29 protein-coding genes and 1 pseudogene are annotated in these 24,437 nt (G+C 61.0%); 16 read left to right on the top strand and 14 right to left on the bottom strand.

The window, feature by feature from the left end:
* Window positions 1–30: 30 nt before the first annotated feature.
* The 5 genes and pseudogenes from E2K76_RS21020 to E2K76_RS18115 all read right to left on the bottom strand — a co-directional run bounded on the left by E2K76_RS21020 (window position 31) and on the right by E2K76_RS18115 (window position 5,516).
* Window positions 31–159 carry a hypothetical protein gene (locus E2K76_RS21020; RefSeq protein ID WP_281280749.1) on the bottom strand — a complete coding sequence of 43 codons (129 nt, stop codon included), beginning with the start codon at window positions 157–159 and terminating at the stop codon, window positions 31–33.
* A gap of 200 nt (window positions 160–359) precedes the next feature.
* Window positions 360–1,114 (bottom strand): annotated as a pseudogene (gene istB / locus E2K76_RS18130) (IS21-like element helper ATPase IstB).
* Entirely contained in the window at window positions 1,111–2,607 is a 1,497-nt protein-coding gene (gene istA, locus E2K76_RS18125; protein WP_136685853.1) for an IS21 family transposase, read from the bottom strand. Before istA ends, istB begins: the two are co-directional and overlap by 4 nt.
* Before the next feature lie 78 nt (window positions 2,608–2,685).
* Window positions 2,686–3,267, bottom strand: a complete 582-nt coding sequence (locus tag E2K76_RS18120) for a methyltransferase family protein (protein WP_136685852.1) — start codon at window positions 3,265–3,267, stop codon at window positions 2,686–2,688.
* Window positions 3,264–5,516 carry a heavy metal translocating P-type ATPase gene (locus tag E2K76_RS18115; RefSeq protein WP_136685851.1) on the bottom strand — a complete coding sequence of 751 codons (2,253 nt, stop codon included), beginning with the start codon at window positions 5,514–5,516 and terminating at the stop codon, window positions 3,264–3,266. The genes E2K76_RS18120 and E2K76_RS18115 overlap by 4 nt, the downstream gene beginning before the upstream one ends.
* Window positions 5,517–5,594: 78 nt before the next feature.
* Here E2K76_RS18115 and E2K76_RS18110 point away from each other — a divergent pair, with 78 nt between their 5' ends.
* Entirely contained in the window at window positions 5,595–6,032 is a 438-nt protein-coding gene (locus E2K76_RS18110) for a MerR family transcriptional regulator (protein WP_136685850.1), read from the top strand.
* A gap of 103 nt (window positions 6,033–6,135) precedes the next feature.
* On the opposite strand, the gene E2K76_RS18105 is transcribed toward E2K76_RS18110, so the two are convergent.
* Window positions 6,136–6,561: a YqaA family protein gene (locus E2K76_RS18105; protein WP_136685849.1), complete on the bottom strand. Its 426-nt coding sequence runs from the start codon at window positions 6,559–6,561 to the stop codon at window positions 6,136–6,138.
* Window positions 6,562–6,582: 21 nt separating this feature from the next.
* A complete protein-coding gene (locus E2K76_RS18100) occupies window positions 6,583–6,975 on the bottom strand; it encodes a MerR family transcriptional regulator (protein WP_136685848.1) in 393 nt (130 codons plus the stop codon).
* Window positions 6,976–7,043: 68 nt separating this feature from the next.
* Between E2K76_RS18100 and E2K76_RS18095 the strand changes: the two genes are divergently transcribed.
* The 8 genes from E2K76_RS18095 (at window position 7,044) to E2K76_RS18060 (ending at window position 12,631) form a co-directional block, all read left to right on the top strand.
* Window positions 7,044–7,823, top strand: coding sequence for a glutaredoxin family protein (locus E2K76_RS18095; RefSeq protein ID WP_136685847.1), 780 nt, complete (start codon window positions 7,044–7,046; stop codon window positions 7,821–7,823).
* A gap of 46 nt (window positions 7,824–7,869) precedes the next feature.
* Window positions 7,870–8,235: a DUF305 domain-containing protein gene (locus E2K76_RS18090; protein WP_220432298.1), complete on the top strand. Its 366-nt coding sequence runs from the start codon at window positions 7,870–7,872 to the stop codon at window positions 8,233–8,235.
* 180 nt (window positions 8,236–8,415) lie between these two features.
* Window positions 8,416–8,985: a recombinase family protein gene (locus E2K76_RS18085; protein WP_136685846.1), complete on the top strand. Its 570-nt coding sequence runs from the start codon at window positions 8,416–8,418 to the stop codon at window positions 8,983–8,985.
* An 80-nt stretch (window positions 8,986–9,065) separates the two neighbouring features.
* Complete coding sequence (locus tag E2K76_RS18080) at window positions 9,066–9,425, top strand: hypothetical protein (protein ID WP_136685845.1); 360 nt, start codon at window positions 9,066–9,068, stop codon at window positions 9,423–9,425.
* Window positions 9,426–9,619: 194 nt separating this feature from the next.
* Window positions 9,620–10,195, top strand: coding sequence for a hypothetical protein (locus tag E2K76_RS18075; RefSeq protein WP_136685844.1), 576 nt, complete (start codon window positions 9,620–9,622; stop codon window positions 10,193–10,195).
* 423 nt (window positions 10,196–10,618) lie between these two features.
* Window positions 10,619–11,053: a LexA family protein gene (locus tag E2K76_RS18070; protein WP_136685843.1), complete on the top strand. Its 435-nt coding sequence runs from the start codon at window positions 10,619–10,621 to the stop codon at window positions 11,051–11,053.
* A gap of 7 nt (window positions 11,054–11,060) precedes the next feature.
* The gene (locus E2K76_RS18065; RefSeq protein WP_136685842.1) at window positions 11,061–12,356 is read left to right on the top strand and encodes a Y-family DNA polymerase; all 1,296 of its coding nucleotides are present in this window, start codon (window positions 11,061–11,063) and stop codon (window positions 12,354–12,356) included.
* Window positions 12,357–12,379: 23 nt separating this feature from the next.
* Window positions 12,380–12,631: a DUF982 domain-containing protein gene (locus E2K76_RS18060; RefSeq protein WP_169053380.1), complete on the top strand. Its 252-nt coding sequence runs from the start codon at window positions 12,380–12,382 to the stop codon at window positions 12,629–12,631.
* A 16-nt stretch (window positions 12,632–12,647) separates the two neighbouring features.
* Here the strand turns inward: E2K76_RS18060 and E2K76_RS18055 are convergent, their stop codons facing one another.
* Window positions 12,648–12,836, bottom strand: a complete 189-nt coding sequence (locus tag E2K76_RS18055) for a hypothetical protein (protein WP_136685840.1) — start codon at window positions 12,834–12,836, stop codon at window positions 12,648–12,650.
* A gap of 1,048 nt (window positions 12,837–13,884) precedes the next feature.
* On the opposite strand from E2K76_RS18055, the gene E2K76_RS18050 reads away from it, so the two are divergent.
* Window positions 13,885–14,682 carry a substrate-binding domain-containing protein gene (locus tag E2K76_RS18050; protein WP_042250316.1) on the top strand — a complete coding sequence of 266 codons (798 nt, stop codon included), beginning with the start codon at window positions 13,885–13,887 and terminating at the stop codon, window positions 14,680–14,682.
* A gap of 210 nt (window positions 14,683–14,892) precedes the next feature.
* Here the strand turns inward: E2K76_RS18050 and sorU are convergent, their stop codons facing one another.
* The 3 genes from sorU to E2K76_RS18035 all read right to left on the bottom strand — a co-directional run bounded on the left by sorU (window position 14,893) and on the right by E2K76_RS18035 (window position 17,948).
* Window positions 14,893–15,231: a SorU family sulfite dehydrogenase c-type cytochrome subunit gene (sorU, locus tag E2K76_RS18045; RefSeq protein ID WP_042250314.1), complete on the bottom strand. Its 339-nt coding sequence runs from the start codon at window positions 15,229–15,231 to the stop codon at window positions 14,893–14,895.
* Between the two features lie 52 nt (window positions 15,232–15,283).
* Entirely contained in the window at window positions 15,284–16,468 is a 1,185-nt protein-coding gene (gene sorT, locus E2K76_RS18040) for a SorT family sulfite dehydrogenase catalytic subunit (RefSeq protein WP_220432297.1), read from the bottom strand.
* A gap of 370 nt (window positions 16,469–16,838) precedes the next feature.
* Window positions 16,839–17,948 (bottom strand): TDT family transporter, encoded by a 1,110-nt coding sequence (locus E2K76_RS18035; protein ID WP_136685839.1) that lies wholly within the window; start codon window positions 17,946–17,948, stop codon window positions 16,839–16,841.
* Window positions 17,949–18,016: 68 nt separating this feature from the next.
* Here E2K76_RS18035 and E2K76_RS18030 point away from each other — a divergent pair, with 68 nt between their 5' ends.
* The 4 genes from E2K76_RS18030 (at window position 18,017) to E2K76_RS18015 (ending at window position 21,285) form a co-directional block, all read left to right on the top strand.
* Window positions 18,017–18,799, top strand: a complete 783-nt coding sequence (locus E2K76_RS18030) for a ZIP family metal transporter (RefSeq protein WP_220432296.1) — start codon at window positions 18,017–18,019, stop codon at window positions 18,797–18,799.
* Complete coding sequence (locus E2K76_RS18025; protein WP_042250307.1) at window positions 18,796–19,635, top strand: LysR family transcriptional regulator; 840 nt, start codon at window positions 18,796–18,798, stop codon at window positions 19,633–19,635. Before E2K76_RS18030 ends, E2K76_RS18025 begins: the two co-directional genes overlap by 4 nt.
* Entirely contained in the window at window positions 19,628–20,227 is a 600-nt protein-coding gene (locus E2K76_RS18020) for a hypothetical protein (RefSeq protein ID WP_220432295.1), read from the top strand. The genes E2K76_RS18025 and E2K76_RS18020 overlap by 8 nt, the downstream gene beginning before the upstream one ends.
* A gap of 74 nt (window positions 20,228–20,301) precedes the next feature.
* A complete protein-coding gene (locus E2K76_RS18015; RefSeq protein WP_136685838.1) occupies window positions 20,302–21,285 on the top strand; it encodes a malate dehydrogenase in 984 nt (327 codons plus the stop codon).
* 32 nt (window positions 21,286–21,317) lie between these two features.
* On the opposite strand, the gene E2K76_RS18010 is transcribed toward E2K76_RS18015, so the two are convergent.
* The 3 genes from E2K76_RS18010 to E2K76_RS21225 form a co-directional block, all read right to left on the bottom strand.
* Complete coding sequence (locus E2K76_RS18010) at window positions 21,318–21,455, bottom strand: DUF305 domain-containing protein (protein ID WP_136685837.1); 138 nt, start codon at window positions 21,453–21,455, stop codon at window positions 21,318–21,320.
* 855 nt (window positions 21,456–22,310) lie between these two features.
* A complete protein-coding gene (locus tag E2K76_RS18005; RefSeq protein ID WP_136685836.1) occupies window positions 22,311–22,496 on the bottom strand; it encodes a hypothetical protein in 186 nt (61 codons plus the stop codon).
* 289 nt (window positions 22,497–22,785) lie between these two features.
* Window positions 22,786–23,016, bottom strand: a complete 231-nt coding sequence (locus tag E2K76_RS21225; RefSeq protein ID WP_449265781.1) for a GFA family protein — start codon at window positions 23,014–23,016, stop codon at window positions 22,786–22,788.
* A gap of 624 nt (window positions 23,017–23,640) precedes the next feature.
* Between E2K76_RS21225 and E2K76_RS21150 the strand changes: the two genes are divergently transcribed.
* On the top strand, window positions 23,641–23,886 hold the full coding sequence (locus E2K76_RS21150; RefSeq protein ID WP_350339356.1) for a DUF2934 domain-containing protein: 246 nt from the start codon (window positions 23,641–23,643) through the stop codon (window positions 23,884–23,886).
* Between the two features lie 42 nt (window positions 23,887–23,928).
* Window positions 23,929–24,303, top strand: a complete 375-nt coding sequence (locus tag E2K76_RS17990) for a DUF983 domain-containing protein (RefSeq protein ID WP_136685834.1) — start codon at window positions 23,929–23,931, stop codon at window positions 24,301–24,303.
* Window positions 24,304–24,437: the final 134 nt, after the last annotated feature.

The following is a 24,437-nucleotide window of genomic DNA, read 5'->3' as shown; positions in this document are numbered from 1 at the left end:
CGTGCAGATATTCGCCTGGGGCAGCAGCTACTACCTGATGGCGGTGCTCGCGGCGCCCATCGTGGCAGATACGGGCTGGTCATTGCCGTGGGTGGTGGGTGCAATCTCGGCGGCACTGGCCTGCGCCGGAATGGTGTCGCCACAGGTGGGTGGAGCCATCGCGCGCTTTGGCGGACGACCCGTGCTGGCCGCAGGGTGCGCCCTTTTGGCATTGGGCCTCATCATCTGTCAACGCCGGAGTAAAAACCGGCCATTCGGCGGAGTAAAACCAGGCCACCTTCGGCGCATGTATGAGACCTCCGGGAGGGCGGAGCCCGAGCGGGGGTCTCATACATGCGTTGCGATTTCGGGGAAGGGTTTCAGCCTGGCTTTCGGGCACGGCTTTGGGCGAGACGATAGCTGTCGCCGTTCATCTCGAGGATGCTGACGTGATGGGTGATACGGTCCAGCAGGGCACCCGTCAGACGTTCGGAGCCCAGGGTTTCCGTCCACTCGTCAAACGGAAGATTGCTGGTGATCAGGGTGGCGCCCCGCTCGTAGCGCTGCGATATCAGCTCGAACAGCAACTCTGCGCCGGTCTTGGAGAGCGGCACGAAGCCCAACTCGTCGATGATGAGTAGCTGGTAGGCGGCCATCTGCTTCTGGAAGCGGAGGAGTCGCCGCTCGTCACGCGCCTCCATCATCTCGCTGACCAGAGCGGCGGCCGTGGTGAAGCCAACGGACAGGCCTTTCTGACAGGCGGCCAAGCCGAGACCGAGTGCGACATGCGTCTTGCCCGTTCCACTGGGGCCGAGAGCGATGACGTTCTCGCGTCGCTCTATCCACTCACATCGGGCCAGTTCCAGCACCTGCATCTTGTTGAGCTTCGGGATGGCGGTGAAGTCAAAACTATCCAGGCTTTTGACGACCGGGAATTTGGCCGCCTTGATCCGACGTTCGACCTTGCGGCGATCGCGTTCGATCATTTCCCTTTCGGAGAGCCGAGGTATCCGACGTGACCTGCGCCTTCGGTGGCGCATAGCCGGGCCAGTTTCTGGTGCTCGCGCTGGAATGTCGGCAACTTCAGGGTCTTGAGGTAGTGGGCAAGCAGGATCTCGGGTGCTTCGGCGGTCATGCTGCTTCTCCTGCATCCGACGACAGAAGGCGCATATAGGCTTTCGCCGATGTCGTTTCGACTGTTGCCCTCGGCAGATAGGGATAGATCGACAGGTCCAGTTTAGGCGGTCGGCGCTCAACACGGCACAAGATCAGATGTTTGACGGCGTCGAATCCGATAGCTCCGAGCTGCAGGGCCTGCTTCACTGCCGCATGCAGGTCAGCGAGATCGAAGCTTTCCAGCAAGCGCAGGACCTGCACATACTCACGCCGGCCATGCTTGGCCATGCGACCTTCCATCAGCCGGCGCAGCGTGGCGAACTCTTCCGGCAAATCCCAGCCCTGCAAAGGTGCGGCCTGATCCAGCGAGTTGATCTTCTGCTCGATCAGCGGCAGGTAATGCACAGGATCGAAGACGACGTCCTCCCGTTCCCAGCTCCGGGGATGACGGGCGATGATCTCGCCACGGCAGCCAATCACCACCTCATCAACGTAGCCCCGAACCCAGACATCCTGATGGCCGTAGGCCACAGGCACGGAATAATCGTTAGTCTTGTAGCGCACCAGTGACTGGGCCGTGACCTTGACGCCGGCCTGATCGCAGGCATCAAAAGGCGACGCCGGTAACATACGCATTATAGCAAGATCGCGCTGCAGCCGTTCTGCGATCGTCTCGTTCTCCCCGCGTAGTTTATCGCGCTGGCGCTTGCGGCATTGCTCCTCCAGCCAGACGTTGAACGTCTCCCATGTTGGAAACTGCGGGATCGGTACCATGAAGTTGCGTCTGGCATAACCAACGAGCCCCTCGACATTGCCCTTGTCGTTGCCCTTGCCTGGCCGGCCATAACGATCCCGGATCAGGTAGTGGGACAAAAACCCGCTGAACAGCGCCGCACGCTTGCGCGTGCCGTCGGGCAGGATCTTGGCGACAAGGCAGCGGTCGTTGTCGTAGACGATCGATTGCGGCACGCCCCCGAAGAACCGGAACGCGTGGATGTGGCCATCTATCCAGGCTTCCGATACCGCCGCCGGATAGGCCCGCACATAGCAGCCATCGCTATGCGGCAGATCCAACACGAAGAAATGCGCTTTCCGCTTCACACCGCCGATGACCACCATCGCTTCGCCAAAATCGGCCTGCCCATGGCCCGGCGGATGCGCCAGCGGCACGAACACCTCCTGGCGGCGCTGATCCCGCTCACGCATGTAATCCTTGATGATCGTATAGCCGCCGGTGAACCCGCGCTCGTCACGAAGGCGGTCGAATACCCGCTTGGCCGTGTGGCGCTGCTTGCGCGGCACCTTCACATCCTCATTGAGCCAATGATCGATCGTCGAGACGAACGCATCCAGCTTCGGCCGCCGGATCGGCAGCTGCCGCTGATAGCCAGGCGGCGTCGAATACGACACCATCTTGGCGACACTGTCGCGCGATATGTTGAAATGCTTCGCAGCCTGACGCCGGCTCATTCCTTCAGAACAAGCCAGACGAACTCTCAGATAAAGTTCCACGGTGTAGATCCCCAGGCCCTCCGGCATTCAATGCAGAAGGAAGATAGGTGGCCGGATTTTACTCCGCCCGCGGCCGGATTATTCCGCCGCTACCGTGGCCGACTTTTGCACCGCCGATCTCAATGGCCCGCGGGGCAGCCATCGCGGTGTCTCTGCCGCCCACCGGTTGTAGGTCTCGTTCGCCGCAAGGAGGCGTTCCTCGCTGCGAACTTGAATCGACGCGGAGGCGAGGAATAGGAGCACTGCAAGGACAGTCGGGATGGAAGGGATCGACGTCGCAACCCCTGCCAGCAGCAACGCCTGACCGAGAAAGGTAGGATTCCGGCTGTGGCGGAACATGCCACCCGTGACCAGCTCACCCGTCTCTCCCGCGACGGCTCCGACACGCCAGGAGCTTCCCATCGACATTTGCGAGGCAAAGGCGATCATGCCGCCGAAAGCAGCAACGACCGGGCCAACGGAAAGCCCGTCTTGCGGCACCAATGCACCGCCAAGGAATGCAAGTGCGAAGGCGGCGCGGAATCCGAAGGCGGCAATCCTGTCCACCCCTTTCGCGCGGCCGAACAGCCAGACGGAGCGCCCCGTCACCCGTGTCACCTCGGTCGTCCCAAGGGCGAAGAGCAGCAGATAGGCGGCAAGGATGCCAAGCGATAGCATCATGCCTCCTTCGTCGGATCGAAGCGGAGCAGACGCAGTGCGTTCAGCGTGACCAGCACCGTCGCACCGGTATCTGCAAGGATCGCGATCCACAGGCCGGTGATCCCCAGCACCGAGGTCACGAGGAACACGGCCTTCAGCCCGAGCGCCAGTGTCACGTTCTGGCGGATGTTGCCCATCGTGGCACGGGCAAGACGGATCATCGCGGGTGCGTCCGTCACACGGTCGCGCAGGATCGCAGCATCCGCCGTCTCCAACGCGACATCGGTGCCGGAACCCATGGCAACACCGATTCCAGCCTGCTTCAGTGCAGGGGCATCGTTGATCCCGTCGCCCACCATCATAACGCTCGCGCCCATGTCGCGGATGGCGGTCAATTTGTCCTCCGGCATCATCTCCGCCCGGTGACCGAGGCCGAGGCCTCCCGCGATGGCCGCTGCTGTGCGGGCGTTGTCGCCCGTCAGCATCACCGCCTCGACGCCCATCGCCTTGAGTTGCCGCACGGCATCGGCGGCATCGGTGCGCGGCTCGTCCCGCAGCGCGATCAGGCCAAGGGGCTGGCGTTCCCGGAAGACGGCGACGACGGTCTTGCCCTCATCTTCAAGCTGCACCGCACGGCGCAGGGCTATCCCGTCGATCCCGCCAAGATCCGAGGCATGACGCGGCGAGGCGACCCAAGCCTTAGCGCCGTCCACCATCGCCTCCACCCCTTTGCCCGGGATGGCCCTGCCATCGCGCGATGGCAGGGCCAGCGCCCCAGCACGGGCCAGGATCGCCTGCGCCAACGGATGGCTCGATCCTGTCTCGACCGCAGCGGCGACGGCCAGCAGGTCCGCCTCTGCAATGCCGGTCGCAGGAACGATATCCGTCACCACCGGCTTGCCTTGCGTCAGGGTTCCGGTCTTGTCGAAGGCGACATGGGTGGTCTTCGCCGCTGCCTCGATCACCGCGCCGCCCTTCATCAGCAGACCCCGCCGCGCCCCCGCCGACAGCGCGGATGCGATGGACGCGGGCACCGAGATCACCAATGCGCAAGGGCAGCCGATCAATAGCAGCGCCAACCCGCGATAGGTCCAGGTGCCCCAGTCGCCCCCCATCGCCAGCGGCGGCACGACGATGACCAGCGCGGCGATCGCGACCACAGCGGGCATATACCAGCGGCTGAAGCGGTCGATGAACCGCTCGGTAGGGGCGCGGGCCTCCTCGGCGTCCTCCACCAATCGGACGATGCGGGCGATGGTGTTGTCGGACGGCTCGCGCGTTACACGGATCCGGAGCGCCGCCTCTGTGTTGATGGAGCCCGCGAAGACCGCATCGCCCACGGTTTTGGCCAGTGGCACACTCTCTCCGGTGACCGGGCTTTCGTCGATGCCGCTGGTGCCTTCCGCGATCTCGCCATCCGCCGGAATGCGGTCGCCGGGACGGACGAGCACGGTCTGGCCGATTTCCAGCGTATCGGCGGGCACGGTGCGGGTTTGGCCTTCGATCTCCAGCAACGCGGTCTTGGGGACGAGGTTGGCCAGAGCCTTGATCCCCTCGCGGGCCTTTCCGGTGGCGACGCCTTCCAGCACCTCTCCGACGGCGAACAGGAACACGACCAGTGCGGCTTCTTCCGCCGCGCCAATGGCAAGCGCACCGATGGCGGCGATGGTCATCAGTGCCTCGATGGTGAAAGGCTGGCCCATCCGAAGCGCCTCGAACGCGCGTTTGGCTACAGGGGCAACGCCGATAAGGCAGGCCAATAGGAAAGCCCAGTAGCCAAGCTCGGCCGAGGTTAACAGCTCGATCCCCCAGGCGGCGCCCAGAAGCGCGCCGGTCAGGATCACCAGCTTACCCTTCGCAGTGCGATACCACGGCTTTCCACGATCGGGGGGATCGTCATGGGTGTGTCCATGACCATCGTGCTTATCGCGGGCGGAATCGTCATGCTTTGCATGCGTGCCGTGGCAGCCGTCGGAACAGGCCGCCGGTTGCAGACCCGCGGGTGCCGCGATTTCTGCATCTGGCAGGATGAAAGCCTTTTTGCGCAGGGCATCCTGTCCTTTCGGCGCAATACCGAAGCCCAGTTTACGCACCGCATCCTCGACCAGCGCCCCTTGCGCTGCATCCTCCAGATCCAGCGTCAAGCGTTCGGCCATAAGAGCGACCTTCACATCGCTGACGCCCGGCATCCGTTCCAGCGCCCGCGTCACCTTCGTGGTGCAGGATGCGCAATCCATGCCTGTCACCGTCCATTCGCGCCGCTCTGCCATTCTTCGGATTCCCGCATCTTGCATCCATCGAATCAGGAAACTACTTCCTCAAGCAACTAGAGGTTCAAGAGGTTTCTCATGCTGAGCATTGGAAAGTTGAGCGATGCTACAGGCGTCAAGGTGCCGACCATCCGCTATTACGAGGAAATCGGGATGCTGCCGCAGGCCGACCGATCGGCCGGAAACCAGCGTGTCTATGAACATGCGAGCGTCGACCGGCTGGTATTCATCCGCCATTCGCGCGATCTCGGATTCCCGTTGGAGGCGATCCGGGACCTGCTCAGCCTGTCGGACAATCCCGACCAGTCCTGCGCTGAGGTAGACCGGATCACCGCACGTCAGCTTGCCGAGGTGAAGACGCGCATTGCGCGCCTGACGTCGCTACAAGGCGAGCTGGAACGCATGCTGCGCCAATGCGCCTGCGGCACCATCGCAGATTGCCGTGTGATTGAAGTGCTGGGCAACCATGAGCATTGCCAAAGCGAGCATGGTAATGTCCGCGAGATGATCGGTTAGATTTCAGCGAGTGAACTGCTGCAGATGCGAGAGGTTAAGGGGGTGCAAATGGCAGCTGAGGGCTCTGCGCGCCGAAAATGGGACGGAGCCGACGTTCAGCATCTTAGGCGATAGCCAGGATCAGAAGATACCGCCCAGCCTTCGATACTGTCACCAAAAGCACAAACGTCCAGAATGGTTCGCGAAGGACACCAGCGACTAAGGCAAGTGGATCGCCGATGACAGGCACCCATGTCAGGAGCAGGCTCCACCGACCCCATTTGCGATACCAGCCTTCGGCCTGCGCCCTCCTTGCAGGTGTCACGGGAAACCACCGACGCCCCTCGAAGCGCTTGAGTTCTCGACCGAGACCCCAGTTGACCATAGAGCCAAGAACGTTTCCGGCCGTTGCCGCGATAAACAGGACAGGCACAGCCACTTCGCCCTGTCGCACCAGATAATAAAGCAGTGCTTCAGACTGAGCGGGGAGCAGGGTCGCCGCCAAGAACGCAGCGCTGAACAAGCCTAAAACCGGAGTGAGGATATCCATGATTTCTTATTTCGGTGTCGCTCAGGCTTCGAAAGCGGCAATGATCGGGCATGGGCCAGAGGTCTGATGCTTGCATTGTTCCGCCAGGTACCGCAAAGACGCACGTGCCTTTTCCAATTCGGATATCTGTGCGTCCAGGGCACGTAGGCGTGCCGTCGCGAACGCATGAGCCCGTTCATGATCATAATTCGCGTCCAACTCGATCAGCGTCTTTATCTCTTCGAGAGTGAAGCCCGCCCGCTGGGCTTTACGGATGAATCGCAATCTCCGCACATCCCCCTCACCATAGCGCCTTATGCCTCCGGCGGGATTTTCCTTTTCGGGAACTTCCAGCAGTCCTTTCCGCTGGTAAAAACGAACCGTTTCGACGCCAACATCGGCTTCATCCGCAAACCGTTTAATTGTCAGATTCATGTCTTGACTCCGTACTATAGTACGGACCCCATATAGCATCCGGACCAGACCTATGAAAGCCGGATGCCATGACTGCCACACTGCATACCCCCAAAGTTGCCACGCTCTATCGCATGGTCATGGATAAGCATCTCTGTCCTTACGGGCTGAAGGCCAGGGATCTTCTGAAACGGCAAGGATACGAGATCGAGGACCGTTGGCTGACGACACGTGCAGAGACGGATGCCTTCAAGGCGGACCATCAGGTGAAGACCACCCCACAGGTGTTCATCGGCCCTGACCGGATCGGGGGCTATGACGACCTGCGCCGCCACTTCGGCAAGTCCGTCGCCGACCCGAAGGCCACCACCTACAAACCGATCATTGCCCTGTTCGGCATGACGCTGCTCATGGCCCTAGCGACGAGCCTGGCAGTCTACGGCACGCCCTTCACGATGCGCGCCGCTGAATGGTTCATCGCGTTCAGCATGGTCATCCTTGCCCTGCTGAAGCTCCAGAACGTCGAAAGCTTCGCTACGATGTTCCTGAACTATGATCTGCTTGCGAAACGATGGGTGCCCTATTCCTACATCTATCCCTTCGCCGAAGGCTTCGCGGGCATTCTGATGATCGCGGGTGTTCTGAACTGGCTGTCTGTGCCCGTGGCCTTGTTCATCGGAACGGTTGGCGCGGCCTCGGTCCTCAAGGCGGTCTATATCGACCGCCGCGAGTTGAAATGTGCCTGCGTCGGGGGATCGAGCAACGTGCCGCTCGGCTTCGTTTCCCTGACCGAGAACCTCATGATGATTGCTATGGCCGTATGGATGGCGCTCATGGGATCGGGCTTTATCAGCGTCGCCCATTTCTGACCCAAAGCCCCGGTGACCTTAACCCAGCAAGACGGAGATCCTGCAAATGCTGACTAAAAAGACCATTATGGCCGCCACCATGGCCGCGCTGCTGACGACGCCTGCCACGGCCCAATCAAGCATGGACCATTCCGCTCATGCGGAAGGCCCCATGGCTGACTACATGGCGACCATGGACACCATGATGGAATCCATGAACGGCATGACCTCCTCGGGTAATGCCGATGCGGATTTTCTCCTGATGATGATCCCGCACCATCAGTCTGCCATCGACATGGCGAAGGTCGAGCTTGAGCAAGGCAAGGATCACGAGACTCAGGAAATGGCCGAAAAGATCATCGCGGCTCAGGAGCAGGAAATTGCCGAGATGAAGTCGATGCTGGAACGTCTTGGGGTTGAAGCGCCCGAGTGAGCTTTATGGGCCGGCGCCGCCCGCCCTCATTCGAAGGTCCGATTGAGCTCGACGCCATCATGTTCCCCTGTTCGAAACCGAACGGTTTTGAACAGGGGGCGGAGCCGGTGTTCAAAACGGGACTTGTGTGGGTGTTTTGACCATGTAACTTAGGACCAGCCCTATTGAACGGTTTAATCCATGTCCCGCACCTTCGCGTATGTCCGTGTCTCGACCGTCCAGCAGACAATCGAAAATCAGGTGCAGGAGTTGGAGGGGGCTGGCTTCACGATCCCCAAGCATCGGATCATTTCTGAAACTGTTTCGGGAAGTGTCCCTGCACAACAGCGTCCGATGTTTGCCCGTCTGATCGACAGGCTAGAGCAGGGCGACATTTTAGTGGTCACAAAGATGGACCGCTTGGGACGTGATGCGATGGACGTGGCTCAGACCGTGAATCTTTTGGCCGGGATGCAGGTTCGTGTTCACTGTCTTGCTTTGGGAGGCAGTGACCTCACCAGTCCAGCCGGACAATTCACCATGACCATCTTAAATGCAGTCGCGCAGTTTGAGCGGGAATTGCTGATTGAGCGGACACATGCGGGCATGTCTCGTGCGCGATCCCAAGGTAAGATCATCGGACGGCCTGCCAGACTAACAGAGGTTCAGAAGGAGAGCATTCGGGCGGAGCTGGACAACGGCACGACCGTTTCAGATTTGTCCCGCCGCTACGGATGTAGCCGCATGACGATAGCTCGCTGTCGTCCCTGAAACCGAAACTGCCTGTCATACTCGCGGCCTGTGCGATAGCTTGGTCAGCTAGATCTATCAAAGAGAGCCGGGAGTGAAATATGTCCGATTTTACAGCTTCTGTTCAGTATAACGATTATAAAGGAACTGTCGCCGCAGACAGGTCAGACACCGAAGAAATGGGTCAGTATCTCGTGGGCGAGGGACTCGCCACAAGCGATGAGAGGGTGATCGGCTATCGTTTGACAGTTGGGGGGAACCACGGGAAAGAGTGCGAACCCGGCGTTTTGGTATACCTGCAAAAAGGCAGCTTTGACGATCCAGCCAAAGTGGTCCGTGCTGTTGACATTAATATGGCACCGCAGAAGTTCTATTCGTTTTTCAAACGGTTCTCTGTCGTCCTGATGCAAGATGGGCTTGATCTGTCCAGCATTACCGTGGACGGCCCCCACTACGATTGAGCTAAGACGCTCGTTTAGTAGGGAAGCACAAAAACATTGGTGAGTTGGGCCTAGAATGGGTGGCTGAACTCACCGCTATACATCAGAAAGTGGTTCTTGAAGTCGGGACCTATGTTCTGACCCATAAACCCTAATGCTTTGGCATTGCTGGATTTATCTGCTATTCTCCCCTCATTGAATTATGAGGAAACGACATGCGCATTACCCGTAGCATCAGCGCCGCCCTCTTTCCGGTCGTCGCAGCATTTGCAGCTTTCACCGCACCGACCGAGGCCAAAGCTTATGACATCGACTGCAAGCTGATCCTGTGTATGGCAGGCGGCTTTCCGGCGACCTGTGGCGATGCCTACGACCACATGATTGACCGACTGCGCGATGGTAAATCGCCCGTGGGCACCTGCACCATGTCTGATGGGGAGGAATACTCCAACTACAACATCGACTACAGCTTTGCGAACCGCACCAGCTCCGATGCTTGGATCTGCCCCGAGGGCAAGAACAAGCATTTCAGCCGCAACGTAGACGGCGACAACCGCACTGAGGTCAAGGTTTTCTGTTATGACGAACGCCGCCGCATCGGTTACGGCGGTGGCTTCAACAGCGACTCCAGCTACTACTACACGGGCGTATCTACCCCCGAGTATAAGAACTTTCGTGTTCAGATCACGGTCGAACCCGGCACCGAGGCGGAATACACCAACGGCGTCCAGCGGTATCGAACGGATCATGGCTACGGCTTTGGCAGCACCCGCGTGTCCTTCCGCCCGTGATCATCCGCCTCGCCATTGTGGCACTTGCCTTGTCGGCACCCTGCGCGGTCGCGCAAGGGTGCCTTCCTCCCGAACCTCCCTACGCCTATGCACCGCCAACCGATGATCCAGAGTTGCGCGAGATCGTGCGCGACCAGTATCAGACCTACATCGAGGACTCGGAAGGCTATCTGAATTGCCTTCAGTCCGAGATTGGCCGCGCACAAGCTGAAACACGGGACGTGTTGAACCGCTGGGTCCAATACTTCGGAGCAGACGCGAAAATACGCTATAGCTCAGAGTGATAGAGCCGACCGCCAATGCAGATCATTGGCCGCCATTTTTACTTATCCCCATCACGATTTAACCGTTCCTAGATTTGCAGGTTGACGGCCTAGGGGGGCGCTGCGCTATGGGTGGTGTTCCTGTATTGTTCTGGCTGTCATGTCCCTTACCCTTGAACCCGTCAGCATCGAAATCGTCCAGCGCCTTGTGCCGCTGGCCTTGTCGCGGGTGCCTGCCGGTTTCCCGTCCCCCGCTGCCGACGATCTTGAGGATTTGGTGGACCCGATGGCGTGGATCATCCGCCACGAGTCATCGACGTTTTTCTGGCGGATTTCCGGCGATAGCCTAGAGGTCGAGGGCATCTTTGATGGTGACATAATCGCCATCGACCGTGCGGGGCGCAAACGCAATGGTCGCGTTGTGCTGGCCCTGGTCGATGGTGGGATCACGCTGAAGAAGCTGCGCAAGCAAGGCGACGAGTGGTTTCTTGATCCTCACTCGCGCAACGATCAGCACAAGCCGATCCGCTGCACCGAGTCGACAGAGATCTGGGGCGTGGCGGCCGGGATTTTCCGCCGCCTGCCGATCGAATGACAGGGCGATGATCGTCCCGTCCGACAAGCCGATTGCGCTCATCGACTGCAACAACTTCTATGTGTCGTGCGAACGGGTTTTTGACCCCAGATTGCATGGTATTCCGGTCATCGTCCTATCCAACAACGACGGGTGTGCAGTCGCCCGTTCGGACGAGTCTAAGGCCATCGGGATACGCATGGGGGACCCTGTTTTCAAAATCCGCGACTTGATGAAGCGACACGGAGTTGTAGCATTATCAAGTAATTACACGCTTTACGGTGACATGAGTCGCCGCGTCGTGGACACGCTGCATGATTTCTCCCCGCGCTTCGAGGTCTACAGCATAGACGAAACTTTCGTGGACTTATCTGGCTTCGGTTCGCGGATGGAAGCTCATGCCACGGCCATGCGCGCCGCCGTGCGCCGTGCCACCGGCATCCCGACCTGCGTAGGCATCGCGCCGACCAAAACGCTGTCCAAGCTCGCGAACTACGCCGCCAAGAAGAACCCGATCTTTGGCGGTGTCTGCAACCTGATGCGGGATGACGTGCGCGATTACGTCATGCAGCGCATCCCCGTGGGCGAGATCTGGGGCGTGGGCAGAGCCACCGAGGCCAAGCTGATCGCACAAGGCATCACCACAGCGGCGCAGCTTCGGGACATGCCCCTCGCCTTGGGTCGCAAGGTGGGCACGGTTGTTCTTGAACGGCTGGTGGCCGAGTTGCGCGGCGTGGCCTGCATTGATTTTGAAGACGTGCCGCCGCAACGCAAAGGCATGGCCGTGACCCGCTCTGCGGGCACACCCATGATGACCTTTGACGTGCTGGCGCAGGCCCTATCGGCTCACGCCACCCGCGCGGCCGAGAAATTGCGCCAGCATGGTTTGGTCGCGGGAACGATTACTGTCTTTTTCCATACCAATAAGCACAAGCCGGAACGGCCCCAGCATTCGGCGTCCCGCAGCGTTCGCCTGTCTCCTATGTCGAACAACACGTTCGAGCTGGTGGAGGCTGCCATTGCTGCCGCGCGGCGCGGTTGGAAGGGAGATCCTTCCGGCAATGGATGCGGGTATACTAAGGCTGGCGTTGTGCTGGACGACCTGATCCCGCAGGAAGACGTGCCTGCGATGTTGTTTCCGCCTGAACGGCCCCGCAATGCAAAGGTCATGGACGCGCTGGACGCGATCAATGACCGTTTCGGAAAGAAGAAGATGGTCACGGCCCGCGAGGGCTTTGACAAGAAGGCATGGACGACCAAGGCCGACATGCGTTCGCCGCGCTACACGACGCGGATCACGGAGCTACCTGTCATTCGCATATGACACAAAGGAGCGAGGATTGGACGATGACGGGCCTTTCACGCGCAACGATCCGGCCTGTTACGTTCCAAGAAACAGTTAGCCAGTATCGAACCGTGACCGATGCGAATGGCATGGGCAAAGCCCTGATCGAGCATTGCGATCAAACCGACTCTGACTATTTGGCAGCAGCAAAATCGTGCATCGCCTTTGCAGAAGGGCAGGGCAATGCAGAGCTGGTCCGTGCCGATTTTGTCAGGGCGATGACAACCGCCGGAGTGTTCATTCGCGATGAATGATGCGACTTCACCCATCCTAGGGCTTTGGCATTTTACGCTCGATCTTCACCAGATCGGCATGAGCCTGACGAAGCCGATCAGTCAACGCGTGGATTTTGGCGTCAGCTTCCTGCGATCCACCGAAAGATGACTGATAGGCAAGTTCGGCCTCTATCCCCCAAATCATTTGCTTAAGGGACGTGGCTTCGGCAGCAAGGTCTGACATGAAGGCTTCTCATTGGAAATCAGATCAATGACCGGAATCTAACTCCCGTCAGGACGGGTGGGCAAATCCAATGTTTCAATGTAGGCGGGGGCAATGCTCTTTATCTATGGCGCATCCCTCGCGCCGTCCGGTCTAGGGCTGTCGCCCTAGACCTGCCTGCCCGAGTGACCGCGCTCTAGGCTCTGGCCGGCAAGACCGGCCTCCGCCTCGAACCGGACTCGCCCCCTCTCCCTTCGCGCTGATTGGCCCCGGCCCTGTCTCTCCGAGCCAGCGCCAGCGCCGCGCAAATGGTCGAGGGCGCGGCCCGTTTCGGCCCTTCGGGTGACGATCGCTTGCGCGGCGGGCGGGATCTACCTTCCCCGCGCGGCACCAGCTCCACCGTTTTGCAGATCGAGGGTGATACCCGCTGGCGCGTGTCGAATGCCGCGCAAAAGCGACTCGAACCTTAGAATTTTTGAATCCTATCAGGAGGCCACGCCAAGCAATCCTGACCCAACTGCCAACCATTTCCGACCCAGCCCAACCTGCGGCGCGATCTGTGCTATGGTCTGATGATGGGACCTTTCGGCCATTGAGTGCGCCTACGCTAAGACCGTTCGCAATTGCAGCATCAGCGACGTGCTGGGCGGAAAGCCGCCGCTAAAGATTCCTGATATTTACAGGTCTAGAGTCCGGAAGCAGCCGCTCGTCATCCCATATTCTTATCAAAGCGCGGCCACTCACACACACCTACTCGAACGCCGCTACGAATTCGGCGACGATGGCCTTTTCGCGCTGCTGGCACGCCGGCTCTCAGGCGTTACGTCGACACAGGGCGATGTCAGCTGCGCAGCGGATGCGTTCCTGCGCGCCAGCGTCAGCGCTGACCTTTTGATCGAATTGACTAGTCAGCATTTATCACGCGTCAGCCGTGCCCCACACGCAAGAGTGATGTAGAAATGGCAGAAAACGGCGAAGCCGTTCGGGCGTTTACGCCAGCTGCAGCGTTCTAGACGTCACATGGCGTCGGCATCAGGCCGACGCGATCCTGTTCGACCGGAGTGCCTTGATGAAAATGATATCCCTTCTGGCCATGAGCCTGTCCCTGACCACCCCCGCCCTTGCCCAGGACGCAGCCACGGATGCGCCCGCGATCGCGCGTGAAGCTGGCGACGGCGTTGTGCGTCTTTATGGTGCGGGCGGGCCGCATAGCGCGCTGCAGAAGGTCGCCGATGTCTGGCAGGCCGAAACGGGCACCGAGGTTGCAATCACCTTCGGACCGGAACCCACATGGTCCGATCAGGCGCAGGCCGATGCCGACATCATCTGGGGGACGTCCGAGCAGTCGATGACGGCGTTTCTGGAAACCTACACCTCGTTCTCGTCCGATCAGGTTCAGCCGATCTACCTGCGTCCCGCCATCATCGCGGTGAAGGCCGGCAACCCCAAGGGCATCACCGGCTTCGACGATCTTCTGGCCGACGGCGTCAAGATCGTCGTGACCGAGGGCGCCGGCGTCGGCAACACATCGGGCACCGGAGTTTGGGAGGATATCGCAGGGCGAACGGGCAACCTGGACGATGTTGTGGGCATGCGCCGCAACATTGTGGCGTTCGAGCACGGGTCGGGCGCCAGCTTCAAGGCGTTCACCGATATGGACGCGGATGCCTGGATCACCTGGCCGGACTGGACCGCGCGCAATCCCGACGTTATCGAGGCCGTATCGCTGTCCGAGGACCGCGCGATCTGGCGCGACCTGAACGTCGCCATCGCGCCGGATGCTGACCCGGAGGCGCAGGCCTTTCTGGACTTTCTGGTTACGGACGAGGCGCAGGCGCTGATGGAAACCGAAGGCTGGACCCGCTGAAGGGGTCCACGATCCAGCATCTCTAAAGCATGAGGTTTGACCTGACCGGAGATCTGTCCAACGCAATGCGATTGAATGCGAACCCTCATCGTCAGCCTGAAGTCCCGGCTTGAACGGCGATGGAATGAGCAAGACGCCAAACGTAACCCCCCGCCTGCAAGCGGGGGGTTTTTCGTTCAGTTCCGTCGTGGAGAAGAGCCATCGATCATCTCAGGGCTCGACGTTGTCTGCCTTGGTCGCGCTTGCGACATAGTGGGACAGAGCGTCCAACTCCTCGTCCGTCAGGCTATCATACGGCGTCATCGGTCCGACGCCGTTCACCAACGCCCGCATGACGCGGTCATAATCGGGACGCATGGTGTCGAGGTTCGGCCCGATCTCTCCCATTGTCTCGGCATCGGCCAGGGTATGGCAGATCGAGCAGGACGGCTCTGCCCCTTGTGTGAAAAGTGCCTTGCCCATGTCGATCCGGGCAGAGTCTGTTTCAGCTACAGCCATACCTGACAAGGATGAAAGCAAAATGGCCGCGGCACTCAGTGTCTTGTTCATGTGTTTTCCGTTGATCTGAGGGGTGTCCGGCACGAACCGCCAGCCGCGTGTGTCATGCCACTTCGATTTCGATGCCGGGCGCGCGCCACCCATTATGATTGTATCCGGGGTCGTTGGGCTCAGTCTGCTCAGGCTGCTGGTTTCCGTCCGCATCCGTGGCCCGGCTGACCAGCCGATACGTGCCGGGCTGCAGATCCATCTGTGCCACAAAGGGACGCCACGCAAATTTCCCGAGATCAGGTCCGATGAACTCTGCTGTGCTCCACGTCTGGCCATCATCCGCAGATACTTCGACTGATGCGACGTTGGTTGTTCCGCCGAACGCCACACCCGTGACCTGAACGCGACCAGCCTGGGTCGCATCCAACGGGCCGGTGATCCAGGATTTGACCGACATCTGCCAGACCGACGGATGGTCCGGGCCGCCTTCTTCACCCACAGGCTGCAACCGATAGCGCGTCTGCTGGATCAGCGCTGGCGACTGCTCCGCGGTCATGGCGACCTTGGTGACGTATTTCACGCTGTTGACGCCCGTAAACCCGGGGACGACCATGCGCAGCGGACCGCCATGGGCCAGGGAAATCGGCTCCCCATTCAGCTCCCACGCCAGCAAGATATCATCGAGCGCATCCAGGGGCACCGACCGCTCGACGAGCAATGTCAGCGGATCAAGTCCTTCGGGAAGCGTCTCTCCACCCGTGCCGGTCACGTATTCCATCCCCTCCGCAGCTCCCCCCAGAGCGTCAACCACGACTCTCAAGGGCACACCGGTCCACATGACGCAGCCTGCAGCACCAACCTGCCAAGGTGTGCCGGACGGCTCGTGCTCAAAATAGGCACGGCCGTTCCCGGAGCATTGCAGGACCATGGCAACAGTCGTGATCCCCATTGTCTTCAGTTCGGCCAGCGTCAGGCTCCGAGGCTCTGCCACGCCGTCGATGCTGACTTCCCATGCATCGCGATCGTCAAGAATGGAAGCAGGAGGCGGTGCCACATTGTTGCGGACATACAGCCTGTCCTCAGGCGTAAACGCAGAGGTTCCAAACGCAGACCGCTCCATCTCGATCGTGCTGTTGGAGTGCACGATCAGTGCATCGGCGTCTTTCCAACTGACATAGTCAGGCAGGGCCGTCACACTTTCCTGAGCTTGCACACGGACACCGCTGGCCATCACGGACAAGATGGCACCACTTCCGGCCAGCAGGCTTCGACGGCCTATCTTGAAATCACCCATCATCACTGAGCCTCCTCCCAAAGGTTTTGATCTTACTTTTGAGCCTAGCATGAAAAGAGGTTGGCGTGTCCACGGCCTCCTTTTGTGCGCCGCGTTATCAGAGCCGTTTCACGGGTGTCTATCACTGACCGTCCGCTCCGTACCGTCCCGCATTGTGTCGATCTATCCTGCCCCCGTGAGCGTCCGCTTTGGTGAACTGGCATAAGCAGAGCCTTCAACCAACTGAAGGAAATGCTTTGCCTAGCATTCGGTAGATAAGCCGCAAGGGATGCGAAGCATTATTTGCGGCTTATGATTTTTTGTTTTGCAGTCTCATGTTGACAGCATCAGGGCGGCAGCACCCGCCGGAACGGTACGACGTGTGGCGATCATCTCAATCCTCCTTCAGGCAAGGAGCGACGAACAGATCACCCCGCCACGCCCCGCGCACGGTGCGCGTAGCCACGATGGTCCAGATCACGGCCAGCAGGGCCACCAGCATCAGGCCGAAGACGTGGATCGAGCCGATGGGCATCAGCGTGCCCAGCTTCAGCGTCGCCACCGCGAACACCCCGATGGGAAAGGTATAGCCCCACCAGCCGAGGTTGAACGGCAGCCCCTCGCGCAGGTAGCGCCCAGTGATCAGGGCGGCCATCGCGAACCACCACAGGCCGTAGCCCCACAGGATCATCCCGCCGATCAGACCGACGCCCTGGGCTGCGCCGACATAGGCGTCCAGCCCGTGCGCGGCGAAGATGGCGGGCGCAGCCTCGCCCAGGGTCATCAGGCCAAGCGCGCCGGTGCCGATGGGCCCAAGCGCCAGCCAGGCCGAGGCCGCCATCGACGCATGCGGCAGTTTGTGGATCGCAAGGCGCAGGACCAGCACCACCAGCACGCTCATCGCGATGGGCACCGACAGCGCCCAGAGGGTATAAGACACCCACAGCACCGTCAGGCCGTTCCCGACATGCGGGGCCAGAAGCCCGCCCGTCACTGCCGCCACCTCGGCCGCGACCATGGGCAGAAGCCACACGGCGGTCATCTGGTCGATGGAATGGCTTTGGCGGGTGAACATCAGATAGGGGATGGCGATGCCACAGGCGGCAGCCATCGCGACGTCGATCCACCACAGCGTTTCCGCCAGCCCCACCGCGCCGCGATAGATCAGCAGGCCGTTGATGATCGTGGCCAGTCCCATCGGGATGCAGCCAAAGAACATCGACACGACCGAATGGCCGAAGACGCGGCGCGCCCCGTCGAAGAAGAACACCCACCGCGCCGCGTAAAGCACGCTGAACAGCGCGAAGAGGCCGATGTTAAGGATCCACAGCGCCTCGCCCACCGCGCGGAACGGGGTTTGCGCCAGCGCGATGGACAGGATGCCGGTGCCCATGGTGGCGGCGAACCAGTTCGGGGTGAACTGGCGCACCACCTCGCGCGGGCTGTCGAGGCGGCTGAGCGGTTGAAAGCCGAGCGATACGGCGCGCATTTTCTCGAAGGTCATCGGGTATCTCCTTGGGTATGGAGATAGAGGGGCTAGCGCAACCGATCCAACGGATTAAACTTGTCCGAATGATCGGATTTGACGATGGGACGATGATGACGATCTGGATGCAGGCGGGATTGTGGGGGCTGGCGGGCGCATCGTCGCTGCTGATCGGCGTGGCGCTGGCATGGTTTGCGCCGTTTCCCAAACGGGTGACGACGGGGTTCATGGCGTTCGGCTGCGGTGTCCTGATCTCGGCCGTCAGCTATGACCTGATCCTGGACGGATTCGGCAAGGCGGGCATCTGGCCGGTGGTGCTGGGGGCCGTGGCGGGGTCGGTGCTGTATACGGTGGCCAACGCGCTGATATCGCGGAATGGCGGGCACCATCGCAAGCGGTCGGGAAAACAGCAGCGGCAGGCGGCACAGGGCGGCGGGTTGGCCATCGCGGCGGGGGCGTTTCTGGACGGGATACCGGAATCGGTCGTGCTGGGGGTGGGCATGCTGGACGGCGGCGGCGTCAGCATCGCCATGTTCGCGGCGATCTTTCTGTCGAACTTTCCCGAAGGTCTGTCCAGCGCCGTCGGGATGAAGGCTGCGGGGCGCAGCGCGGGGTATGTGTTCGGCCTGTGGGCGGCGATCGTGCTGTGTTCCGGCGCGGCGGCGCTGATCGGTGCAGCGGCCTTGGGGGATGCGCCGCCCTATCTGCTGGCGGCGGTGAATGCGCTGGCCGCCGGCGCCCTGCTGACCATGATCGCCGATACCATGATCCCCGAGGCGGTAGAGGGCGAACGCGGCGAGACCGGCCATCTGGTCACGCTCGGGTTCCTCGTGGCCTTCGCCTTGTCGCATCTGGGGACTGCCGCATGACGCTGGAACAGCTTCGGATTTTCATCGCCGTGGCCGAACGTCAGCATGTGACCGAGGCCGCCCGCGCGCTGAACCTGACCCAGTCCGCCACCAGCGCCGCCATTGCAGCACTTGAGGAACGCCACAACGTGCGCTTGTTCGACCGCGTGGGGCGCGGCATCATGCTGACCGATCTGGGCCGCAGCTTCCTGCCCGAGGCGCGGGCGGTGGTGGCGCGGGCCGAGGATGCGGCGGGGTTCCTTGCGGCCTCGATGGGATTGCATCATGGGCGGTTACGGCTGGTGGCCAGCCAGACGGTCGCGAATTACTGGCTGCCGAAGGTTATGCAGACCTTCCAGGCCGCCCATCCGGGGATCGCGTTGACCTTGCGCATCCTGAACACCCATGACGCGTGCCAGGCGGTGGCCGAGGGTGAGGCCGATCTGGGCTTTGTCGAGGATGAGGTGACCTCGCCCGCGTTTACCCTGATCCCCGCCGCAACGGACCGACTGGTCGTGGTGGCTGCAAAGCCCGTGGCCGATCTGGCAGCGGGGACATGGATCCTGCGCGAACAGGGCTCTGGCACGCGCGCCATTCTGGAACAGGCGCTGGCGGCGGCGGGGATCGTGCCACGCGTGGGGATGGAGCTTCCCTCGAACGAGGCTGTCCGTGCGGCGGTCGAGGCGGGCACTGGCGTCACCGCCCTGTCGCGCGTGGTGATAGAGGCATCCTTGGCAGCGGGTCGGTTGTTCGAGATCGAGTTCCCCATCCCGCCGCGCCATTTCAACGCCGTGCGTCCCACCGGCCGCCATGTGAGCCGAGCCGCCCAAGCGTTTCTGGATCGCGCTCTTGGATGAGGTGCTGCGCGCCCTGATGGCGATTGCGTCCACCGATCGGCTGTTCAACCCTTACCGCGACCATGATCCGGCGGTGGAGGCTGCGGGTGCCCCTGAAATTCGCCGCTGCAACCTGCGCGTCTATCTGGAGGCGATGCCGAAGGGCGCGCCGCTGTGGCTGGGCGAGGCGATGGCACGACGCGGCGCGCGTCGCACCGGCATCCCGTTCTGCGGCGAGGAGGCGCTGCACCGTCTCGGCCTGCCATTGATTCAGCCGACCCGCCATGCGCTGCCCGACGGGCCGACCGCCTGTGCGATCTGGGCCGCCGTGTCGGACCCGCCGCCGCTGTTCTGGAACGCCGTCATGCAGCATCCTCATCATGCCGATGGCCGCACCCGCCCGCCGGCCGTGGCCGAGATTGCCGCCAACATGCCCGTCCTGCATGCGCTGATCGCGTGGAAACGCCCGCCGCGCATCCTCTGTATCGGGCGCGTGGCCGAACGCGCGGCGCAGGGCTTGGGCGTTTCCGCCACCTATGTCCGCCATCCGGCGCAAGGCGGGTTGGCCGCATTCCGCGAGGGTGTCGCGTCATTCATCGAACAAGGCGATTGATCCAAACGGAACGATGCGTTGGACGGTTGTCTTCCGCGGGCCTACCTATTCCCCGCAACCTTTAGGAGGACACCGTGACCACATCTACCCCCAAACGCATCGCCGTCACCGGCGCCGCCGGCCAGATCTGCTATGCCCTGCTGTTCCGCATCGCCAAGGGCGACGTCTATGGCCCCGACCAGCCGGTAATCCTGCAACTACTGGACCTGCCGCAGGCGCAGGATGCCGTGCGCGGCGTGGTAATGGAGCTGGCGGATTGCGCCTTTCCGCTGCTGGTCGAGACCATGGTGACCGACGATCCGGCGACGGCCTTCCGCGATGCGGATGCGGCGTTCTTCGTCGGCTCGCGCCCGCGTGGCAAGGGGATGGAGCGGCGCGATCTGCTGTCGGCCAATGCCGAGATCTTCCGCGCCCAAGGCCGAGCGCTGAACGAGACCGCCAAGCGTGACGCGAAGGTCGTGGTCGTCGGCAACCCCGCGAACACCAACGCGATGATCCTTGCCGCCAACGCGCCCGACTTCCCGACCGAGAACGTTACCTCGATGATCCGGCTTGACCACAATCGCGCGCTGACGCAGCTGGCCACGAAGGCGGGCGTCGCCGTGGCCGAGATCGACCGGCTGGCCGTCTGGGGCAACCATTCCCCCACCATGTTCGCGGATTGGACCGAAGCCACCGCGCAGGGCGGCAAACTGCCCGACATGATCGGCGACGACGCATGGTATCGCGACACCCTAATCCCGAACGTGGCCCGGCGCGGCACCGCAATCATCGAGGCGCGGGGCGCATCCTCGGCCGCGTCCGCCGCAAATGCCGCCATCGACCACATGCATGGCTGGATTCACGGCACGGGGGGCAAATGGGTGTCGATGGGCGTCCACTCGAACGGCGAATACGGTATCCCCGAGGGGCTGATGTTCGGCGTTCCGGTCATCTGTGCGAACGGCACATACGAACGCGTCGAAGGTCTGACTTTTACCGATTTCCAGCGCGAGATGATGGCCCGCACCATCGCCGAACTGGAGGAGGAACGCGAGGCTGTCTCAGCCCTTCTGTAAAGAACAGGCCCGCGCAAGGCGGGCCCACCCTATTATTCCGGCACTTCAACGCCCATGCGGTCCAGCATGGCCGTCATCTCGGCAATATCTTTCTTTTGCGCGTCGACGATCTTCTGCGGCATATCGCGCGTCTCGTCATCAGTGCCGTGCTCCAGCTTCACCTCGGCCATGTCGGTGGCGAGGCATTGGTCAGGTTCGCAACATAGATACGCAGTACGGAGAGAGTTCGCTGTTCCCACCCGAAACGGCAGAGCGGCACCCTTTGCCTCGCATGACGAATGACCGCTATGGGATGAGCGTCGCCCTAAACCATAGTTGGCCTTGCCCGGACCAAGGTCCGGTTTGGGTCGATCACTCTTGCTGCATCTGCATTCGCTGCAGCAGGGACGAATGACTGCAATGGGCTCTTTTCACCTTTTGCCCCTGCCCTGCTGCCACGGACGCCGATGCGGAGATCGCGGTAGAAGCCGCGATCGCTGATCCGAAGGACAGCCGCGCCTCCGCTCCGCTCTGGCGCGCCTGACACCTTTTCTCTTTGCAAGGTCCGCCTGCCATCCGGCCGGCGCTCTGAACACGGGCTCTGGTGCCGCTGCGCGTCAGCCTCCACGGAGAAATCCGGTTCCTCCCGCGCCAGGGCGCGGGCCCCTCCCAATTTCACCGCTACGGCCCCGTGTGTCAGATCACCGTCCGGCCGCAGGTCGGGCTGCGCCCACCCTGCTTTGCCCTTCGGATGACATGAGGTCATCCAAAGTGAAAAGCACGGATGGCTTCGCCACTTGGCGGATCAGAAGGGCACGAACGGGAAATGTCGGACACACACCCACGAGGTAGTTTCGTGACGCAAAAGGCAGTTTTGCGCGGTGTTCACACAGTCCCGCTCAGCGCCGTGGGTCGGGCTTCGCCCTCTCCACTCTGTTCCGCCGAATACATGCGTATTCGTCAAAACAGATTGGCGAGGCGCAGCCATCGGCGGATGCGGGCAAGACCCGTGCCGCCCTCACCACAAGGAGCGAAAGCGCCATGACCTACAAACTGGTTTTCCAAGTATCCATCAGCTTCAAAGTGCCGCGAATGGTTCCAGCCGGCGTTTCAATGTCCTCATCGACAACCGTGCCGGTCATGTCAGCGTAAGACCGGGCGGCCTCGGGCGAGAACCTCAGCAAAGCGATCGCGAGCATCATTTGGTTTCGCGAAGCTTTTGCGACGGCCACGATAGTCTCTGGCGCGGAGCGAGGCTACAGGCTAATAGCGCCCAAACGCGGCTGCGGGGTAAGCACAGAACATTCCGGTGACGTTGCACGGTGCCGCGTTCAATCGCCTCTCAAAAGCGCTCGCGACAGGCGCGACGCCTTGGCTGAGATTTCACCAGAGGGTCTTGCCGTCGATCACCTCCACCGGCCATTCGGCTGCGTCTATTCCATCGATCAGTTGAGCGTTTATCGACAGACGGCGGGTATGCCCGTCCCAGCTTCCATCCATCTCGAAAGCCGGACTGTCGGATCAGACCGCGCAGCCGCATGTGCTGCAGAAGTGATGGTCTACGCGATGCGTCCCCCAGCGGTAGACCCCGTCGGGCTTCGCTCTCACATCGATCTCATCCGGCGAGAAATAAGCATGCAGCGCTCCACTTTTCGAACAGAACGAGCAGGTGCAGCGCATAAAGCGGTCGGGAATATCAGCAAAGACGGTGAAGCTGATGCCGCCGCAATGGCAGCGCCCAGAAAACGGCATAAAGACACCTCTGGCTGTCGCTCTCAGGTGACGAGCACCGCTGTACAGTAACACAAGCGGCAGCTCAGGTCAGTTTTCGATTTTATCAAGGAACAAACGGGCTGCCGGGCTGTCTAGCATGTGCTCCCTGCCCTACCGAAACCCCGCTGGCATCCTCCCCTGCCGACGGGTTTTGCACTGCTGCATCGCTAGCATATGGGCTAGCCGAGTAGACCTCGGGACAACGTGTCCGCCGTTACCAGCGGGATAGAACAAACAGGGCGGCAGAGATCCCTACGGCGGCGATGGTCACGATAATCATGATCGTCTCGCCTGCAAGCAGCAGTGTCGAGAACATGGCAGGTCCGATCTTTGACGGGAGGTCCCCGATCTTGGTTTTTCGGGCTAGAGGATCAGGATAGCACACTAGGACGGATATCACCAAACAGGATGATTTTCTCTCGCCGCACACCCCTACTACGTCGCTGCCACCCCGGTTAGGTAGATCAGGATCGCTCCGATGACGATAAGAAGAAAGAGGGATTGAGCCATGCAGTAGCGCCCACCGAAACAGGAAACGGTGGATTCAAGTTTGAACTGCGACTTTGATGTAAGACCATCATCTCGCCATCTTAGCCGATAGCAATGCGGAACTTCGTAACCCCACTTGGGTTCCTCATAATCTTGATGGGAGGACTTGTTATGGGCAGGACTGAAGGGATTGAACGACGCGCCTACGAATTATGGGAAGCGGAAGGAAAACCCGACGGTATGGCCGCAAAGCATTGGTGTCGCGCTCGCAAAGAGGTGGATGGCGTTCCAGAGGCGAACGCCGAGATGATTGAGAGTGCCAATACCGAAGGCCATTCATCCAGCGCGGCGACTCCCTAATAAACGTTGGTAACGCGGTCCGTATTAACAATTGGAGCTGCTATGACGAACCGTCCTGTCGAAAGAGACAGAGCGCTGGCGATGCGCAGAGGCTTCTTGTGCAAATGCCCTCACTGCGGCGAGGGGCGTTTGTTCGATGGTTATCTTACGGTGGTGCGACGGTGCTCAGCCTGTGAAGAAAACTTCACCCCCTACCGTGCTGCAGATGGACCTGCTTTTTTCACCGTCACGCTTGTGGGACTGCTGCTCATTCCGGTGATCGGCTGGTATTTCGTCGCGTTGCGGCCCGATCCTCTGACAATGGCAGTGGTGATCTCTGTCGGCCTGACAGTGGTTTCTCTCGGCTTATTGCGTTTCATCAAGGGGGCAGTCATCGGCTTCATGTGGGCCGAGGACGAACGGGATCGCGGAGCTTAACACCATGAACTCCGAAGGACTGGGGGCTTAGCTTCCCCTCAATGCGAATGGAGTACCCGACCAAGCTGCGACAAGGCTCGCAAATCTGGTTCATACCTGTTTGATCAGCCCCACCCGAGTGGTCCAGGTTAAAA

The sequence above is a fragment of the Falsirhodobacter xinxiangensis genome (assembly GCF_004959935.1).
GTDB lineage: Bacteria > Pseudomonadota > Alphaproteobacteria > Rhodobacterales > Rhodobacteraceae > Falsirhodobacter > Falsirhodobacter xinxiangensis.
The sequence above is the reverse complement of the archived record's forward strand: the minus strand, read 5'-3'. Positions and strand labels throughout refer to the sequence as shown.

Excerpts from the sequence above, each read along its gene's own strand:
- E2K76_RS21020 (WP_281280749.1), bottom strand. The coding sequence starts at position 159 with ATGGCTCCACCCACCTGTGGCGACACCATTCCGGCGCAGGCCAGTGCC.
- E2K76_RS18120 (WP_136685852.1), bottom strand. The coding sequence starts at position 3,267 with ATGATGCTATCGCTTGGCATCCTTGCCGCCTATCTGCTGCTCTTCGCC.
- E2K76_RS18115 (WP_136685851.1), bottom strand. The coding sequence starts at position 5,516 with ATGGCAGAGCGGCGCGAATGGACGGTGACAGGCATGGATTGCGCATCC.
- E2K76_RS18110 (WP_136685850.1), top strand. The coding sequence starts at position 5,595 with ATGCTGAGCATTGGAAAGTTGAGCGATGCTACAGGCGTCAAGGTGCCG.
- E2K76_RS18105 (WP_136685849.1), bottom strand. The coding sequence starts at position 6,561 with ATGGATATCCTCACTCCGGTTTTAGGCTTGTTCAGCGCTGCGTTCTTG.
- E2K76_RS18100 (WP_136685848.1), bottom strand. The coding sequence starts at position 6,975 with ATGAATCTGACAATTAAACGGTTTGCGGATGAAGCCGATGTTGGCGTC.
- E2K76_RS18095 (WP_136685847.1), top strand. The coding sequence starts at position 7,044 with ATGACTGCCACACTGCATACCCCCAAAGTTGCCACGCTCTATCGCATG.
- E2K76_RS18090 (WP_220432298.1), top strand. The coding sequence starts at position 7,870 with ATGCTGACTAAAAAGACCATTATGGCCGCCACCATGGCCGCGCTGCTG.
- E2K76_RS18085 (WP_136685846.1), top strand. The coding sequence starts at position 8,416 with ATGTCCCGCACCTTCGCGTATGTCCGTGTCTCGACCGTCCAGCAGACA.
- E2K76_RS18080 (WP_136685845.1), top strand. The coding sequence starts at position 9,066 with ATGTCCGATTTTACAGCTTCTGTTCAGTATAACGATTATAAAGGAACT.
- E2K76_RS18075 (WP_136685844.1), top strand. The coding sequence starts at position 9,620 with ATGCGCATTACCCGTAGCATCAGCGCCGCCCTCTTTCCGGTCGTCGCA.
- E2K76_RS18070 (WP_136685843.1), top strand. The coding sequence starts at position 10,619 with ATGTCCCTTACCCTTGAACCCGTCAGCATCGAAATCGTCCAGCGCCTT.
- E2K76_RS18065 (WP_136685842.1), top strand. The coding sequence starts at position 11,061 with ATGATCGTCCCGTCCGACAAGCCGATTGCGCTCATCGACTGCAACAAC.
- E2K76_RS18060 (WP_169053380.1), top strand. The coding sequence starts at position 12,380 with ATGACGGGCCTTTCACGCGCAACGATCCGGCCTGTTACGTTCCAAGAA.
- E2K76_RS18055 (WP_136685840.1), bottom strand. The coding sequence starts at position 12,836 with ATGTCAGACCTTGCTGCCGAAGCCACGTCCCTTAAGCAAATGATTTGG.
- E2K76_RS18050 (WP_042250316.1), top strand. The coding sequence starts at position 13,885 with ATGAAAATGATATCCCTTCTGGCCATGAGCCTGTCCCTGACCACCCCC.
- sorU (WP_042250314.1), bottom strand. The coding sequence starts at position 15,231 with ATGAACAAGACACTGAGTGCCGCGGCCATTTTGCTTTCATCCTTGTCA.
- sorT (WP_220432297.1), bottom strand. The coding sequence starts at position 16,468 with ATGATGGGTGATTTCAAGATAGGCCGTCGAAGCCTGCTGGCCGGAAGT.
- E2K76_RS18035 (WP_136685839.1), bottom strand. The coding sequence starts at position 17,948 with ATGACCTTCGAGAAAATGCGCGCCGTATCGCTCGGCTTTCAACCGCTC.
- E2K76_RS18030 (WP_220432296.1), top strand. The coding sequence starts at position 18,017 with ATGATCGGATTTGACGATGGGACGATGATGACGATCTGGATGCAGGCG.
- E2K76_RS18025 (WP_042250307.1), top strand. The coding sequence starts at position 18,796 with ATGACGCTGGAACAGCTTCGGATTTTCATCGCCGTGGCCGAACGTCAG.
- E2K76_RS18010 (WP_136685837.1), bottom strand. The coding sequence starts at position 21,455 with ATGGCCGAGGTGAAGCTGGAGCACGGCACTGATGACGAGACGCGCGAT.
- E2K76_RS21225 (WP_449265781.1), bottom strand. The coding sequence starts at position 23,016 with ATGCCGTTTTCTGGGCGCTGCCATTGCGGCGGCATCAGCTTCACCGTC.
- E2K76_RS21150 (WP_350339356.1), top strand. The coding sequence starts at position 23,641 with ATGCGGAACTTCGTAACCCCACTTGGGTTCCTCATAATCTTGATGGGA.
- E2K76_RS17990 (WP_136685834.1), top strand. The coding sequence starts at position 23,929 with ATGACGAACCGTCCTGTCGAAAGAGACAGAGCGCTGGCGATGCGCAGA.